Below are 15,013 nucleotides of genomic sequence, written 5' to 3' on the forward strand. Positions count from 1 at the left end.
AGACAAAGCAAAAGCCCCGCGACGGTTCCGTCCGGGGCCATGCTTCAGGTGCCGAAAGGCGGTGGGCCGCTTACGCAGCCGGGTAGTAGGCATACATCTGCTCGATCGGGGCCTCGACGGCCTCGATGGCGGCGGATGCGGAAACCTCTTCTTCGGCTCCGTAATAGGCATAGGCCTGTTCCAGAACCTTCCGCGCTTCGACAGCCTTCAGGCGATCGTCGCTCTGGGTGAAATTGACAACCTTGGACATGGGACACTCCTTCCCGGGCTATCGGCCCCTTCCGGTGGTCAGTCCGCAAGGGCCTGACGTAAGGATAGCATCCATGCCGCAGGTGCGACACCGTCTTTCTGCGATGCAGCGAAAATGTCGCACCCCCCCCCATGCAAAAGGCCCCGGCGTGCCGGGGCCCTGATCGCGGTGCGGAGGGCGTCAGACCTGCCGTTCGACCATCATCTTCTTGATCGAGGCGATCGCCTTCGCCGGGTTCAGCCCCTTGGGGCAGGTCCGGGTGCAGTTCATGATCGTATGGCAGCGATACAGCTTGAACGGATCTTCCAGCCCGTCCAGACGCTCGGCCGTCGCCTCGTCGCGGCTGTCGATGATCCAGCGATAGGCATGCAGCAGCGCCGCCGGCCCGAGGTATTTGTCCGAGTTCCACCAGTAGCTCGGGCAGGAGGTCGAGCAGGACGCGCACATGACGCATTCATACAGCCCGTCGAGCTTCTTGCGGTCCTCGATCGACTGGCGCCATTCCTTTTCGGGCCGGTTCGTCTTGGTTTCCAGCCACGGCATGATCGAGGCATGCTGCGCATAGAACAGCGTCAGGTCGGGGATCAGGTCCTTGACCACCGGCATGTGCGGCAGCGGGTTGATCTTGACGACCGGGCCCTTGATCTCATCGAGGCCGTAGATGCAGGCCAGCGTGTTGATCCCGTCGATGTTCATCGCGCAGGAGCCGCAGATCCCCTCGCGGCAGGACCGGCGGAAGGTCAGCGTCGGGTCGATCTCGTTCTTGATCTTGATCAGCGCGTCAAGAACCATCGGCCCGCATTTGTCGAGGTCGAGGAAATAGGTATCCACGCGCGGGTTTTCGCCGTCATCCGGGCTCCAGCGGTAGATCTGGAACTTGCGGATATTCTTGCCTTCCGGCTTCGGCCAGGTCTTGCCGACGCGGATCTGCGAATTCTTGGGAAGCTTGAACTGAACCATGGTTTTCACCCTCTCCAGTCGGTTCTGGCGTAAAGCGGCCGCGTCGGCATGCGGCCGGATCTGTCGTATACGCAGCGATCGAAGGCCGCGGACGGATCGCCGCCCGTGCCGGCCTTCAGGTCGATCGTCATCTTCGTCACGGAGCGGAGGCCCCGGTCGGACACGCCCATCCCCGCCTCGCCCGAGATCGGGCGGTCGGAGTGCAGGCGCGCCAGGCATTGCGCCTCGGCCTGTTCGACGGGCACGGGACCGCAGGCCGACAGCGCCGTCAGCGCGAGCCACGGCCAGAGCCGCGTCCCCCCTGCGTCCTGCCTAAGCCCCTGTCCCATTCCCGCCCTCACAGCAGCGAAAGCCCGTTGCGGGTGATGCAGCTCAGCGTGTCGGGACGCTTCGCGATGGTCATCACCGTGTTCACGGTATCCGCATCCACCCCGACGACCGCCCCGCGCGAGATCGAGTAGATCTCGGACATCGAGGCGTTGTCGATGATGCAATCGGTGACGGGGGCGGCATTCACCCCCGGCATCTTCTGCGCGACGACGGAATTGACCACGGATTTCGCCTGACCGCGGGCGATGGCCTCGGGGCTGAGCCCGGTGCCGCCCATGGTGCAGGCCGAAAGCGCGGCCGCCGCCGTCAGGATTCCAAAGGCGCGCATCAGTAGACGCGGGCCTTCGGCGCGATCTTCTTCAGGTCGATGCCGCCTTCGTCGAAAGGCGTCAGCGGGTCGATATGCACCGGCCGGTAGCTGAGCTCGACCGTCGTGTCCTGCACCCGCATGATCGAATGCTTGCGCCAGTTCACGTCGTCGCGGTTCGGATAATCCTCATGCGCATGGGCGCCGCGGGATTCCTTGCGCGCCTCGGCGCCGACGATGGTGGCCAGCGCGCTCGGCATCAGGTTGGTCAGCTCGAGCGTCTCCATCAGGTCGGAGTTCCAGACGAGCGAGCGGTCCGTGACCTTGATGTCGTTCATCTTGGCCGCCACGGCGGTCATCTTCTCCACGCCCTCGGCCAGCGTCTTGTCGGTGCGGAAGACGGCGGCGTCGGACTGCATGGTCTTCTGCATTTCCAGCCGCAGTTCCGCCGTCGGCGTGCCGCCACCGGCATAGCGCAGCCTGTCGAACCGCTCGAACACCTTGTCGATCGCGGCCTTGTTCGGGGTCGGGATCGCCTTTGCCCGGTCGATCACCTCGCCCGCGCGGATCGCCGCTGCACGGCCGAACACCACGAGGTCGATCAGCGAGTTCGATCCCAGACGGTTCGCCCCGTGGACCGAGGCGCAGCCCGCCTCCCCCACCGCCATCAGGCCGGGAACGATGTTGTCCGGGTTGTCGGAGGTCGGGTCGACCACCTCGCCCCAGTAGTTCGTCGGGATGCCGCCCATGTTGTAGTGGACGGTCGGCAGCACCGGGATCGGTTCCTTGGTCACGTCGACACCGGCAAAGATCCGCGCCGATTCCGAAATGCCCGGCAGGCGTTCATGCAAAGCCTCGGGCGGCAGGTGGCTGAGGTTCAGGAAGATGTGGTCCTTGTGCTCGCCCACGCCGCGGCCTTCGCGGATCTCGATGGTCATGCAGCGCGACACCACGTCGCGCGAGGCCAGATCCTTGTAGTGCGGCGCGTAGCGTTCCATGAACCGCTCGCCTTCCGAGTTGGTCAGATAGCCGCCCTCGCCGCGCGCGCCCTCGGTGATCAGGCAGCCCGAGCCGTAGATGCCGGTCGGGTGGAACTGCACGAATTCCATGTCCTGCAGCGCAAGGCCCGCCCGCGCCACCATCCCGCCGCCGTCGCCGGTGCAGGTATGCGCCGAGGTGGCCGAGAAATAGGCGCGGCCATAGCCGCCCGTCGCCAGCACGACCATCTTGGCCGCGAAGACGTGGAAGGTGCCGTCGTCGAGCTTCCAGCACAGCACGCCTTCGCAGGTCTTGCCGTCCTCGCTCATCAGCAGGTCGATGGCGAAATATTCGATGTAGAATTCCGCGTTGTTCTTCAGCGACTGGCCATAGAGCGTGTGCAGGATGGCGTGGCCGGTGCGGTCGGCCGCGGCGCAGGTGCGCTGCACGGGCGGGCCTTCGCCGAATTCGGTGGTGTGGCCGCCGAAGGGACGCTGGTAGATCTTGCCTTCCTCGGTGCGCGAAAACGGCACGCCGTAATGTTCCAGCTCATAGACCGCGGCCGGGGCGTGACGGACCAGATATTCCATCGCATCGGTATCGCCGAGCCAGTCGGACCCCTTCACGGTGTCGTAAAGGTGCCATTGCCAGTTGTCCGGCCCCATGTTCGACAGCGAGGCGGCGATGCCGCCCTGCGCCGCCACGGTATGCGAGCGCGTCGGGAAGACCTTGGTCACGCAGGCCGTGCGCAGCCCCTGTTCCGCCATCCCCAGCGTCGCGCGCAGCCCGGCGCCACCCGCGCCGACCACCACCACGTCGTAATGATGGGTTTCATAAGTATAAGATGCCATTTGTTCTGTCCCGTATCAGCCCATCGCGCCGAGAATGAGGTCGAGGAAGGCGAATTTCGCCAGCGCGTAGAGCACGCTTGCCATCACCAGATAGGAGATCGCCGTGCCGATGAACACGAGCACCCCCCGGGCGGTGCCGTGGGCGTAGTCCTCGATGCACATCTGCCAGCCCTTGGCGAAATGGCGCATGCCGACGATGATCGTCAGCGCGGTGACGATCGCCACGAAGGGATTGCCGAAGACCGCGATCACCACCTCCTGCGGCGCGCCGAGGGTGCGGCCGAAGATGATGACGAAGACCGGCACCAGAAACGCCAGCGCCACCGCCGTGACCGACATGAAGATGTGGTGCCCGGTGCCGCTGTGCGCGGCGCCCTTGCCCACGGCGCGTTGACGGTCGGTTTGGAAATGCATGGATCAGGCTCCTCAGATCACGGCGACGATGATGATCGTCAGGACCGTCAGCACGGTGGCGCCGATGAAGCAGGCCCAGCCCAGCTTCTCGGCCGTCTCGATTTCAAGGCCGTGGCCGGCGTCGAAGTAGAGGTGACGCAGACCGGCCAGGAAGTGATACCAGACGGCCCAGGCCGAAAGCGTGTAGAGCAGGTCGCCGAACCACGAGGTCGCGATCGCGTTGACGAAGTCGAAGTAGCCGGGGCTCGTCGCGGCGGCCAACAGCCACCACGCGGTCAGCAATACCGTGACGATCAGTGCATTCCCCGTGATCCGCGTCGTGATCGACGAGATCGAGGTCATCTGCGGACGGTAATACGGGCCGATCATGAAGGGGGAAAGGGGCCGTTCAACCCGTTTCGTTTCAGCCATTTTGGGTCCCTCTGTCGCTAAGCCCAAGCACGCGCCTGTCAGGGCGCGGCGCGGTCTGGGCTGGCCGGAATATCTGTCCCTCAATAGCGCATATTTCCGGCAAGTCACGACCACAGTTTGGCGAAACTGACCTTTGCGCGGGCGGAAAAGGCAAAAAACATCATTCGTGATCACAAAAAATCTGCCAGTGATCACATGTTGGCGCTCACACGAATCACCAAGATTTTTTGTCGGATTTGCGCAGGCAACGCGACCGATCGTCACGAGGGGAATCGCCTTCCGCGCCCGCCCTACTGTTCGCCGAGCTTCATGTCCGGGCTGTATTCCTTGCCCGGAACCTCCTTGGTCACCGCCTGCGCGCAGCGCATCACGCCGCGCGCGCCATCGAAGGCATAGGACGGCGATCCGTAGAGATCCCAGCCCTTGGCGATGGCCAGCGAAACCTTGTGGCAGAAGGCCGAGGTGTCATCCTCGGTCAGCAGACGATAGATCTTCATCTTGTCACCCGAATACCGGATAGCCGAGCAGCCCATGCACCCCGGCGATCGCTCCATATACGACGACGGTGCCCAGCACCGCCATCCCTTCCATCTTCGGCCCGGACTTGCGCGGGACGGGCGGCGTCCAGCGCGGTTCGGCCCGGTTGATCAGCACCATTTCCAGAACCGCCCAGAGGCCCAGCCCGCCGAACAGCACGAAGCTGGGCGTGTCGCCGTTCACCAGCAGATGCGCCACCGCCCAGATCACCACCCCGGTCAGCATCGGATGGCGATACCGCCGCGCGAAGGCGGTTTTCATCCCCGAGGCGGCAAAGCAATAGACCGCCGCCAGCATCAGCAGGTTGTTGATCCCCGCCAGCGCCGGCGTCCGGCCCCAGTAGAATTCGCCGAACCAGCCGCGATAGCCGATCACCATCAGCACCACGCCGAGCGTCACGATCACCGCCGTCACCGGCCGCTCGGCGCCCTTCAGCGTTTCGCTGAAGCCGGGGATCAGCCGGCGCGCCAGATGCCCGAAGGCCCAGAGCAAAAGACCGAGGATCAGAAGTGCCATGAGGTTGCCTTTCAGCTGCCGGCCCGGTTCAGGTCATTTCGGCAATCGCCTTCGCCTTGGCGATCAGTTGCCGTGCCGTGACGATATGCAGGTTTTCGACGATTTTACCATCCACCACGGCGACGCCCTGCCCGCGCGCCTTCACCGCCTCGAAGGCGGCGATCTGGCGTTCGGCCAATTCCAGCTCGGCCGGGGTGGGCGCAAAGGCCGCATTCGCCGCGGCCAGCTGGGCGGGATGGATCAGCGTCTTGCCGTCAAATCCCATGTCGCGCCCCTGCTCGCATTCGGCGCGCAGCCCCTCTTCATCCGTGAAGGCAGTGTAGACACCATCGAGGATCACCTTGCCATAGGCCTTCGCCGCCAGCAGGCACAGCCCCATCCCCGTCAGCAGCGGCAGCCGGTCGGGGCGATGGCGCCCCTGCAACTCCATCGACAGGTCGTTGGTGCCCATCACCATCCCCTCGAGCCGCGGGTGCGAGGCGATATCCGCCGCGTTCAGCACCCCGATCGCGGTTTCCACCATCGCCCACAGCGGCAGCGCCGAGGTCAGGTCCACCACCGCGTCCAGATCCTTCTTGAAGGATACCTTCGGCATCAGCAGCGCGTCGATGCGCACGCCGGCATGGACCGCATCCGCAAGCGCCAGCACATCCTCACGCCCCCACGGCGTGTCTAGCCCGTTGGCCCGCACGATCCGCAGCCGCGCTCCGTAATCGTATTGCGCCAGCGCCGACAGAACGCCCGCCCGCGCGGAGGCCTTTTCCTCCACCGTCACCGCATCCTCGAGATCGAAGATGATCGCGTCGCAGGGAAGTCCGGCCGCCTTTTCCAGCGCCCGCGGCTTCGACCCGGGGATATAGAGCGCCGAACGGCAGGGGCGATCCGCTCCGTGAGCCATGATTCTCTCCTTGCGACAAAGGTCCCCCTCTAGGTTCCCCAAATCGCCCCGGGCGACAAGACTTGCTTTCCCCGGCGGCACGAGGGCGGTTTCGTCCCGTTCCCGGCACGCAGGCCCCGCCGGATCGGCCCGCCAGCCTTGCCAGACCGGCAATGTGCCGCTACCCATTTCATGTCAGTTCACAAAGCCATCCTGACGTTCGGAGGAGAACACCACATGGCCCGACCCAAGATCGCGCTGATCGGCGCAGGTCAGATCGGCGGCACGCTCGCCCATCTCGTTGCACTCAAGGAACTTGGCGATGTCGTCCTGTTCGACATCGCGGAAGGCACGCCGCAGGGCAAGGCGCTCGACATTGCCGAGTCCGGCCCCTCGGAAGGCTTCGACGCCACCCTCAAGGGCACCAACTCCTACGCCGACATCGCCGGCGCGGATGTCTGCATCGTCACCGCCGGCGTGCCGCGCAAGCCGGGCATGTCGCGCGACGACCTGCTGGGCATCAACCTCAAGGTGATGAGATCGGTGGGCGAGGGCATCGCCGAATACGCCCCCGACGCCTTCGTCATCTGCATCACCAACCCGCTCGACGCGATGGTCTGGGCGCTGCGGGAATTCTCCGGCCTGCCGGTGGAAAAGGTCGTCGGCATGGCGGGGGTGCTCGACTCGGCGCGGTTCCGGCATTTCCTCGCGGTGGAATTCGACGTCTCGATGAAGGATGTCACGGCCTTCGTGCTGGGCGGCCATGGCGACACGATGGTGCCGCTGGCGCGCTATTCGACGGTCGCGGGCATCCCGCTGCCGGATCTGGTCAAGATGGGCTGGACGACGCAGGAAAAGCTCGACCAGATCGTGCAGCGCACTCGCGACGGCGGGGCCGAGATCGTCGGCCTGCTGAAGACGGGTTCCGCCTTCTACGCCCCGGCCACGGCGGCGATCGAGATGGCGGAATCCTATCTGAAGGACCAGAAGCGCGTCCTGCCCTGCGCGGCCTACGTCAAGGGGGCCTTCGGCCTCGACGGTCTTTACGTCGGCGTGCCGACGGTGATCGGCGCCGGCGGGATTGAGCGGATCGTGAACATCGCCCTCGCACCCGAGGAACAGGCGATGTTCGACAGCTCGGTCGAGGCGGTCAGGGGCCTTGTTGCCGCCTGCAAAGGGATCGATTCCTCCCTCGCCTGACCCTTGGGGCGCGCCACGGCGCGCCCTTTTCCATGCGCGTGCCCGCCGCCGCGGACCGCCGCGACGCTTCCCCTGCGTCAACAGACTCGGCGTGAGAGGCCCCGAATCCTCCATTGCTCCGCGTTTGTGATCACGGCTGCGAAGGGTGTGATCACAAATGTCGGTTTTCCGCCGATCCTGCGGCATTACACACAATATTCGTTTTATCGTCCGGTCAGACTGTGCCAAACCAGTCGCCGAAATCGTACCAGGAAGGGAAGTCTGGCATGAACATTCATGAATATCAGGCAAAACAGCTTCTGAAGAGCTACGGCTGCCCGGTGTCGAACGGCCGCGTCGTTCTGAAGGCAGAGGAGGCCAAGACCGCCGCGGGCGAGCTTGACGGACCGCTGTGGGTGGTGAAGGCACAGATCCACGCCGGCGGCCGCGGCAAAGGCCATTTCAAGGAACCGGAAGCGGGCCCGAAGGGCGGCGTCCGTCTGGCAAAGTCGGTGGAGGAGGCCGCCGAACTCGCCCGGCAGATGCTTGGACGCACCCTGATCACCCATCAGACCGGACCGGCCGGCAAGCAGGTCAACCGCGTCTATATCGAGGAAGGCTCGGACATCGCGCGCGAACTCTATCTCGCGCTGCTGATCGACCGCAAAACCTCGCGCGTGAGCTTTGTCGTCTCGACCGAAGGCGGCATGGACATCGAGGAAGTCGCCGCCCATACCCCGGAAAAGATCCTGTCCTTCTCGGTCGATCCGGCGACGGGGCTGTCGGATTTCCACGGCCGCCGGGTCGCCTTCGCGCTCGGCCTGCAGGGCGGGCAGGTGAAGCAATGCGTGGCGCTGATCCGCAATCTCTACAAGGCCTTCATCGAGAAGGACATGGAGATGCTGGAGATCAACCCGCTGATCGTCACCCCGGAAGGCAATATCAAGGTGCTCGACGCCAAGCTGGGCTTCGACAACAACGCGCTCTATCGCCATCCCGACATTCAGGACCTGCGCGACACCACCGAGGAAGACCCGAAAGAGCTTGAAGCCTCGCGGTTCGACCTGAACTACATCGCCCTCGACGGCGAGATCGGCTGCATGGTGAACGGCGCCGGGCTGGCCATGGCGACGATGGACATCATCAAGCTCTACGGCTCGAACCCGGCGAACTTCCTTGATGTCGGCGGCGGCGCCACCCGCGAAAAGGTCACCGAGGCGTTCAAGATCATCACCTCGGACCCGAACGTGAAGGGCATCCTCGTCAACATCTTCGGCGGCATCATGCGCTGCGACATCATCGCCGAGGGCATCATCGCCGCGGTGAAGGAAGTCGGGCTGAAGGTCCCGCTGGTCGTGCGTCTCGAAGGCACGAACGTCGCGCTTGGCAAGGAGATCATCGCGAATTCCGGGCTGAACGTGATCGCGGCGGACGATCTGGGCGATGCTGCGCAGAAGATCGTCAAGGCAGTGAAAGGCTGAGACCATGGCTATCCTGATCAACGAAAACACCAAAGTCATCTGCCAGGGCCTGACCGGCTCGCAGGGCACCTTCCACACCGAACAGGCGATCGCCTACGGCACCAAGATGGTCGGCGGCGTGACCCCCGGCAAAGGCGGGACCGAGCATCTGGGCCTGCCGGTGTTCAACTCGGTCCACGAGGCCGTGGCCAAGACCGGCGCCGATGCGACGGTGATCTACGTGCCGCCGCCCTTCGCGGCCGACTCGATCCTCGAGGCGATCGACGCGGAGATCCCGCTGATCGTCGCCATCACCGAGGGCATCCCGGTGCTCGACATGATGAAGGTGAAGCGCGCGCTGATGGACAGCAAGTCCCGCCTGATCGGGCCGAACTGCCCCGGCGTGATGACCCCCGACGCCTGCAAGATCGGCATCATGCCCGGCTCGATCTTCAAGCGCGGTTCGGTCGGCGTCGTGTCGCGTTCGGGCACGCTGACCTATGAGGCGGTGAAGCAGACGACGGACATCGGCCTTGGCCAGTCCTCGGCCGTGGGTATCGGCGGCGACCCGATCAAGGGCACCGAGCATATCGACGTGCTGGACATGTTCCTTGACGATCCGGAAACGGAATCGATCATCATGATCGGCGAGATCGGCGGCTCGGCCGAGGAAGACGCGGCCGAATTCCTGATCGAACAGAAGAAGAAGGGCCGCTGGAAGCCGGTCGCGGGCTTCATCGCGGGCCGCACGGCGCCTCCGGGCCGCCGCATGGGCCATGCGGGCGCCATCGTCTCGGGCGGCAAGGGCGACGCCGGGTCGAAGATCGAGGCCATGCAGCGCGCCGGGATCGTCGTCGCGGAAAGCCCCGCCTCGCTCGGCGAAGCCGTGCTGAAGGCGATCAAGGGCGAATGAGAAACAGGGGCCGCGGGCATGACCCGCGGCCTCGCGAAAGCGCCGGGCAGGTTTGCGAACCCGTCCTGCCCTTTCAGGGAAGTCCGGCCATACCGGCCGCGGAGGTTAGGCAATGAAACGTGTTATCCCGGTTCTCGCGGTATCCGCCCTGATGCTTGGCGGCTGCGCGATGGAAATGCCGGGCGTCACGGCGGGCGAGGCCGGGGCCCAGCACCCGCTTGCGCCTCCGGTTCCGCAGAACGTGCGGGCCCATGCGCTGTGGCAGAAGCAGACCGGCATCAACGGCGATTCCATCGCCGCGATCGGCGGAGACACCAGCCAGGCCTATATCTATTACGACCCGATCGTCGCGAACCAGGCCGCGCTTGCCGCCGCGCCGGCGAAGCTCTGCGCCAGTTACGGCAAGCAGCTGGCCTCTTCCTACACGACCCTGCCGCAGGATGGCGAACCCGGCGTCAAGGTCATCGCAGTGACCTGTCACTGAACTCTTTCCCGGCCCCAGCCACTTTCAAGGACGAACTCCATGAATGACCAATCCCCAAACGAACAGTTCGAAGCGTCCAGCTTCCTGCAGGGCGCGAATGCGGATTACGTCGAGCAGCTTTACGCGAATTACGCCCGGGACCCGGCCTCGGTCGATGCGAGCTGGCAGGCGTTCTTCGCCTCGCTCGGTGACAGCGGGGCGGATGCAGAACATGCCGCCGAGGGCGCGTCCTGGGCGCGCAGCGACTGGCCCCCGGTTCCGGGCGGCGAGATCATGGGCGCGCTGACCGGCGAATGGCCCGTCGTTCCCGCCAAGGAAACCAAGGCCGCCGGCGACAAGATCAAGGCGAAGGCCGCTGAAGCCGGCGTGCAGGTGTCCGAGGAACAGGTGAAACGCGCCGTCCTCGATTCCGTGCGCGCGATCATGATCATCCGCGCCTACCGGATCCGCGGCCACCTGATCGCCAACCTCGACCCGCTGCGGATGCGCGACGAACGCAACCACCCGGAACTCGACCCGCACAGCTACGGCTTCACCGAGGCCGACATGGACCGGCCGATCTTCATCGACAACGTGCTGGGCATGACCCACGCCTCGATGCGGCAGATCGTCGACGTGCTGAAGCGCACCTATTGCGGCACCTTCGCGCTGCAATACATGCACATCTCGGACCCGGAACAATCCGCCTGGCTGAAGGAACGGATCGAGGGCTACGGCAACGAGATCGCCTTCACCCGCGAAGGCCGCCGCGCCATCCTCGACAAGCTGGTCGAGGCGGAAGGGTTCGAGAAATTCCTGCACGTCAAATACATGGGGACGAAGCGTTTCGGCCTTGATGGCGGGGAATCGCTGATCCCGGCGATGGAACAGATCATCAAGCGCGGCGGTGCGCTTGGCGTGAAGGAAATCGTCATGGGCATGCCGCACCGCGGCCGCCTGTCGGTGCTGACCAACGTTCTGGGCAAGCCCTACCGCGCGATCTTCAACGAATTCCAGGGCGGTTCCTACAAGCCGGACGAAGTCGAAGGCTCGGGCGATGTGAAATACCACCTCGGCACCTCTTCGGACCGGACCTTCGACGGCAACACCGTCCACCTGTCGCTGGTGGCGAACCCCTCGCACCTCGAAGCGGTGGATCCGGTCGTCCTCGGCAAGGCCCGCGCCAAGCAGGACCAGCTCAACGATACCGACCGCACCATGGTCCTGCCGATCCTGATGCACGGCGACGCGGCCTTTGCGGGTCAGGGGATCGTGGCGGAATGCTTCCAGCTTTCGGGGATCCGCGGCCACCGCACCGGCGGTACGATGCATATCATCGTGAACAACCAGATCGGCTTCACCACGGCGCCGCACTTCTCGCGCTCCTCGCCCTATCCGACGGATATCGCCCTGATGGTCGAGGCGCCGATCTTCCACGTCAACGGCGATGACCCGGAAGCCGTGGTCCATGCCGCGCGCGTCGCGGTGGAATTCCGCCAGAAGTTCCACAAGGACGTGGTCATCGACATCTTCTGCTATCGCCGCTTCGGTCACAACGAAGGCGACGAGCCGATGTTCACCAACCCGATCATGTACAAGCAGATCAAGGGCCACAAGACGACCCTTCAGCTCTACACCGACCGGCTGGTGAAGGATGGCCTGATCCCGGAAGGCGAGATCGAGGACATGAAGGCCGCCTTCCAGGCGAAGCTGAACGAGGAATTCGAGGCCGGCAAGACCTATCGCCCGAACAAGGCCGACTGGCTCGACGGCAAATGGACCGGCCTGACGCCCGAAGGCGCCGATTACACCGCCGGCGATACCTCGATCAGCCCGGAAACCTTCGCCGAGGTCGGCCATGCGCTGGTCACCGCGCCGAAGGATTTCGACCTGCACAAGACGGTCGCGCGCAACCTCGAGAACAAGAAGAAGATGTTCGAGAGCGGCAAGGGCTTCGACTGGGCGACCGGCGAGGCGCTGGCCTTCGGCAGCCTTCTGGCCGAGGGCTTCCCGGTGCGCCTGTCGGGCGAGGATTCGGCGCGCGGCACCTTCTCCCAACGCCATTCGGCGCTGGTCGACCAGACGACCGAGGATCGCTACTACCCGCTGAACCACATCAAGCCGGGTCAGGCGCGCTATGAGGTCATCGACTCGGCCCTGTCGGAATATGCGGTCTGCGGGTTCGAATACGGCTATTCGCTGGCCGAACCCAATGCGCTGACCCTGTGGGAAGGCCAGTTCGGCGACTTCGCCAACGGCGCGCAGATCATCTTCGACCAGTTCGTGTCCTCGGGTGAATCGAAATGGCTGCGGATGTCGGGGCTCGTGCTGCTGCTGCCGCATGGCTACGAAGGTCAGGGGCCGGAACATTCCTCGGCGCGGCTGGAACGCTATCTGCAGATGTCCGCGCAGGAAAACTGGATCGTCGCCAACTGCTCGACCCCGGCGAACTACTTCCACATCCTGCGCCGGCAGCTCAAGCGGACCTTCCGCAAGCCGCTGGTGCTGATGACGCCGAAATCGCTGCTGCGCCATCCGATGTGCGTGTCCTCGGCCGAGGAATTCACCACCGGCTCGATCTTCCATCGGGTGATGTGGGACGACGCGCAGCGCGGCACGTCGGAACTGGAGTTGAAGCCGGATGCGGACATCAAGCGCGTCGTGATCTGCTCGGGCAAGGTCTACTACGATCTGCTGGCCGAACGCGACAAGCGCGGGCTGACCGATGTCTACCTGCTGCGGCTGGAACAGTTCTACCCGTTCCCGGCGCAGTCGATGACGCAGGAACTGGCGCGCTTCAAGGATGCCGAGATCATCTGGTGTCAGGAAGAGCCCAAGAACATGGGCGCCTGGACCTTTGTCGAGCCGAACATCGAATGGGTTCTGGCCCGGATCGAGGCGAAGCATCCCCGCGCCCGCTATGCCGGTCGCTCGGCCTCCGCCTCGCCGGCGACGGGTCTGGGCAAGACCCACAAGATGGAACAGGACGCGCTCGTCAACGACGCGCTGGAGGGCTGAGATGACCGACGTTCGTGTGCCCACGCTTGGCGAAAGCGTGTCCGAAGCCACCGTCGCCACCTGGTTCAAGAAGCCGGGTGACGCGGTCGCGCAGGACGAAATGCTGTGCGAGCTGGAAACCGACAAGGTGACGGTCGAAGTCCCGGCCCCTGCCGCCGGGACCCTGGCCGAGATCGTCGCGCCCGAAGGCGAGACGGTCGGCGTCAACGCGCTCCTTGCCACGATCACCGAAGCGGGCGCCGCGGCGCCCGCCCCGCAACCGAAGAAAACCGAAGCCGCGGCCGCGCCCCAGCCGGCCGCGCAAGAGTCCAAAGAGGTCAAGATGACGGACGTGATGGTGCCCGCACTGGGCGAAAGCGTGTCGGAAGCCACGGTTTCCACCTGGTTCAAGAAAGTGGGCGACACGGTCGCGCAGGACGAGATGCTGTGCGAACTGGAAACCGACAAGGTCTCGGTCGAGGTTCCCTCGCCGGTGGCCGGCGTCCTGACCGAAATCGTGGCGCCCGAAGGCGCGACCGTCATGGCCTCGGCGAAGCTTGCCGTGGTGGCCGAAGGCGCCGCCGGCACCGTCGCGCCGCCCGCGCAGGCACCCGCCGTTTCGCCGGCGGCCGATGTTCCGCCGGTCACCGGCAAGGATGTGGAAGACGCCCCCTCGGCGAAGAAGGCGATGGCCGAGGCCGGCCTGTCCGCCGATCAGGTCACCGGCACCGGCCGCGACGGTCGCATCATGAAGGAAGACGTGGCCGCCGCCGTCGCGAAACCGGCCGCCGCGCCCGTCGCCGCGGCCCCTGCCCCGGCACCCGCCGCCGTGCCGCGCGCCGCAGTCTCCGCCGATGATGCCTCGCGCGAGGAACGGGTGAAGATGACCCGCCTGCGCGCCACCATCGCGCGCCGCCTGAAGGATGCTCAGAACACCGCCGCCATGCTGACGACCTACAACGAGGTCGACATGTCCGGCATCATGGAGCTGCGCAACACCTACAAGGAGCAGTTCGAGAAGAAGCACGGCGTGAAGCTCGGCTTCATGTCCTTCTTCGTGAAGGCCTGCTGCCACGCGCTGGTCGAGGTGCCCGAAGTCAACGCCGAGATCGACGGCGGCGACGTCATCTACAAGCATTACGTCCACATGGGCGTCGCGGTCGGCACGCCGAACGGTCTTGTCGTGCCGGTCGTCCGTGACGCCGACCAGAAGGGCTTCGCCGAGATCGAGAAGGAGATCGCCGCCTACGGCAAGCGTGCCCGCGACGGCAAGCTGACCATGGCGGACATGCAGGGCGGCTCGTTCACCATCTCGAACGGCGGCGTCTACGGCTCGCTGATGTCCTCGCCGATCCTGAACCCGCCGCAGTCGGGCATCCTCGGCATGCACAAGATCCAGGAACGTCCGGTCGTCGTGAACGGTCAGATCGTGATCCGCCCGATGATGTATCTGGCGCTGAGCTACGACCACCGGATCGTCGACGGCAAGGGCGCGGTGACCTTCCTCGTCCGCGTGAAAGAGGCGCTCGAAGATCCGCGCCGCCTGCTGATGGATCTCTGATCCCCGACC

General features: G+C 65.0%; 16 protein-coding genes. 6 read left to right on the forward strand and 10 right to left on the reverse strand.

The window, feature by feature from the left end; translation table 11 throughout:
• Window positions 1–70: 70 nt before the first annotated feature.
• From D2T30_RS04330 to D2T30_RS04375, 10 genes are all read right to left on the reverse strand, one after another.
• Entirely contained in the window at window positions 71–250 is a 180-nt protein-coding gene (locus D2T30_RS04330; RefSeq protein ID WP_128183799.1) for a hypothetical protein, read from the reverse strand.
• Window positions 251–430: 180 nt separating this feature from the next.
• Window positions 431–1,210, reverse strand: coding sequence for a succinate dehydrogenase iron-sulfur subunit (locus D2T30_RS04335; RefSeq protein WP_128183797.1), 780 nt, complete (start codon window positions 1,208–1,210; stop codon window positions 431–433).
• A 5-nt stretch (window positions 1,211–1,215) separates the two neighbouring features.
• Window positions 1,216–1,539, reverse strand: a complete 324-nt coding sequence (locus tag D2T30_RS04340; RefSeq protein ID WP_128207800.1) for a hypothetical protein — start codon at window positions 1,537–1,539, stop codon at window positions 1,216–1,218.
• Between the two features lie 8 nt (window positions 1,540–1,547).
• Window positions 1,548–1,868 (reverse strand): succinate dehydrogenase, encoded by a 321-nt coding sequence (locus tag D2T30_RS04345; RefSeq protein WP_128207802.1) that lies wholly within the window; start codon window positions 1,866–1,868, stop codon window positions 1,548–1,550.
• Window positions 1,868–3,676, reverse strand: a complete 1,809-nt coding sequence (gene sdhA, locus D2T30_RS04350) for a succinate dehydrogenase flavoprotein subunit (RefSeq protein WP_128207804.1) — start codon at window positions 3,674–3,676, stop codon at window positions 1,868–1,870. Before sdhA ends, D2T30_RS04345 begins: the two co-directional genes overlap by 1 nt.
• A 15-nt stretch (window positions 3,677–3,691) precedes the next feature.
• Window positions 3,692–4,090, reverse strand: coding sequence for a succinate dehydrogenase, hydrophobic membrane anchor protein (gene sdhD, locus D2T30_RS04355; RefSeq protein WP_128183789.1), 399 nt, complete (start codon window positions 4,088–4,090; stop codon window positions 3,692–3,694).
• 12 nt (window positions 4,091–4,102) lie between these two features.
• Window positions 4,103–4,501, reverse strand: coding sequence for a succinate dehydrogenase, cytochrome b556 subunit (sdhC, locus tag D2T30_RS04360; RefSeq protein WP_128183787.1), 399 nt, complete (start codon window positions 4,499–4,501; stop codon window positions 4,103–4,105).
• Window positions 4,502–4,791: 290 nt separating this feature from the next.
• Complete coding sequence (locus D2T30_RS04365; protein ID WP_128183785.1) at window positions 4,792–4,998, reverse strand: DUF1737 domain-containing protein; 207 nt, start codon at window positions 4,996–4,998, stop codon at window positions 4,792–4,794.
• Between the two features lie 4 nt (window positions 4,999–5,002).
• On the reverse strand, window positions 5,003–5,554 hold the full coding sequence (locus tag D2T30_RS04370) for an NnrU family protein (RefSeq protein ID WP_128207806.1): 552 nt from the start codon (window positions 5,552–5,554) through the stop codon (window positions 5,003–5,005).
• Between the two features lie 28 nt (window positions 5,555–5,582).
• The gene (locus D2T30_RS04375) at window positions 5,583–6,452 is read right to left on the reverse strand and encodes an HpcH/HpaI aldolase/citrate lyase family protein (RefSeq protein ID WP_128207808.1); all 870 of its coding nucleotides are present in this window, start codon (window positions 6,450–6,452) and stop codon (window positions 5,583–5,585) included.
• 216 nt (window positions 6,453–6,668) lie between these two features.
• Between D2T30_RS04375 and mdh the strand changes: the two genes are divergently transcribed.
• The 6 genes from mdh to odhB all read left to right on the forward strand — a co-directional run bounded on the left by mdh (window position 6,669) and on the right by odhB (window position 15,004).
• Entirely contained in the window at window positions 6,669–7,631 is a 963-nt protein-coding gene (gene mdh / locus D2T30_RS04380; protein ID WP_128207809.1) for a malate dehydrogenase, read from the forward strand.
• Window positions 7,632–7,897: 266 nt separating this feature from the next.
• Window positions 7,898–9,091, forward strand: a complete 1,194-nt coding sequence (sucC, locus tag D2T30_RS04385; RefSeq protein WP_128183777.1) for an ADP-forming succinate--CoA ligase subunit beta — start codon at window positions 7,898–7,900, stop codon at window positions 9,089–9,091.
• Between the two features lie 4 nt (window positions 9,092–9,095).
• Window positions 9,096–9,983 carry a succinate--CoA ligase subunit alpha gene (gene sucD, locus D2T30_RS04390; protein ID WP_128207811.1) on the forward strand — a complete coding sequence of 296 codons (888 nt, stop codon included), beginning with the start codon at window positions 9,096–9,098 and terminating at the stop codon, window positions 9,981–9,983.
• Window positions 9,984–10,095: 112 nt separating this feature from the next.
• The gene (locus D2T30_RS04395; protein WP_128183773.1) at window positions 10,096–10,467 is read left to right on the forward strand and encodes a hypothetical protein; all 372 of its coding nucleotides are present in this window, start codon (window positions 10,096–10,098) and stop codon (window positions 10,465–10,467) included.
• 39 nt (window positions 10,468–10,506) lie between these two features.
• Window positions 10,507–13,464 (forward strand): 2-oxoglutarate dehydrogenase E1 component, encoded by a 2,958-nt coding sequence (locus D2T30_RS04400; RefSeq protein WP_128183771.1) that lies wholly within the window; start codon window positions 10,507–10,509, stop codon window positions 13,462–13,464.
• Window position 13,465: 1 nt separating this feature from the next.
• Window positions 13,466–15,004, forward strand: a complete 1,539-nt coding sequence (gene odhB / locus D2T30_RS04405) for a 2-oxoglutarate dehydrogenase complex dihydrolipoyllysine-residue succinyltransferase (protein ID WP_128207813.1) — start codon at window positions 13,466–13,468, stop codon at window positions 15,002–15,004.
• The last annotated feature ends 9 nt before the right edge of the window (window positions 15,005–15,013 follow it).

Origin of the sequence: Paenirhodobacter populi (assembly GCF_004022215.1) — a bacterium.
Classification (GTDB): domain Bacteria; phylum Pseudomonadota; class Alphaproteobacteria; order Rhodobacterales; family Rhodobacteraceae; genus Rhodobacter; species Rhodobacter populi.

Excerpts from the sequence above, each read along its gene's own strand:
- sdhA (WP_128207804.1), bottom strand. The coding sequence starts at position 3,676 with ATGGCATCTTATACTTATGAAACCCATCATTACGACGTGGTGGTGGTC.
- D2T30_RS04340 (WP_128207800.1), bottom strand. The coding sequence starts at position 1,539 with ATGGGACAGGGGCTTAGGCAGGACGCAGGGGGGACGCGGCTCTGGCCG.
- D2T30_RS04375 (WP_128207808.1), bottom strand. The coding sequence starts at position 6,452 with ATGGCTCACGGAGCGGATCGCCCCTGCCGTTCGGCGCTCTATATCCCC.
- D2T30_RS04395 (WP_128183773.1), top strand. The coding sequence starts at position 10,096 with ATGAAACGTGTTATCCCGGTTCTCGCGGTATCCGCCCTGATGCTTGGC.
- D2T30_RS04335 (WP_128183797.1), bottom strand. The coding sequence starts at position 1,210 with ATGGTTCAGTTCAAGCTTCCCAAGAATTCGCAGATCCGCGTCGGCAAG.
- mdh (WP_128207809.1), top strand. The coding sequence starts at position 6,669 with ATGGCCCGACCCAAGATCGCGCTGATCGGCGCAGGTCAGATCGGCGGC.
- D2T30_RS04370 (WP_128207806.1), bottom strand. The coding sequence starts at position 5,554 with ATGGCACTTCTGATCCTCGGTCTTTTGCTCTGGGCCTTCGGGCATCTG.
- sdhC (WP_128183787.1), bottom strand. The coding sequence starts at position 4,501 with ATGGCTGAAACGAAACGGGTTGAACGGCCCCTTTCCCCCTTCATGATC.
- D2T30_RS04330 (WP_128183799.1), bottom strand. The coding sequence starts at position 250 with ATGTCCAAGGTTGTCAATTTCACCCAGAGCGACGATCGCCTGAAGGCT.
- odhB (WP_128207813.1), top strand. The coding sequence starts at position 13,466 with ATGACCGACGTTCGTGTGCCCACGCTTGGCGAAAGCGTGTCCGAAGCC.
- D2T30_RS04365 (WP_128183785.1), bottom strand. The coding sequence starts at position 4,998 with ATGAAGATCTATCGTCTGCTGACCGAGGATGACACCTCGGCCTTCTGC.
- sucC (WP_128183777.1), top strand. The coding sequence starts at position 7,898 with ATGAACATTCATGAATATCAGGCAAAACAGCTTCTGAAGAGCTACGGC.
- D2T30_RS04400 (WP_128183771.1), top strand. The coding sequence starts at position 10,507 with ATGAATGACCAATCCCCAAACGAACAGTTCGAAGCGTCCAGCTTCCTG.
- D2T30_RS04345 (WP_128207802.1), bottom strand. The coding sequence starts at position 1,868 with ATGCGCGCCTTTGGAATCCTGACGGCGGCGGCCGCGCTTTCGGCCTGC.
- sucD (WP_128207811.1), top strand. The coding sequence starts at position 9,096 with ATGGCTATCCTGATCAACGAAAACACCAAAGTCATCTGCCAGGGCCTG.
- sdhD (WP_128183789.1), bottom strand. The coding sequence starts at position 4,090 with ATGCATTTCCAAACCGACCGTCAACGCGCCGTGGGCAAGGGCGCCGCG.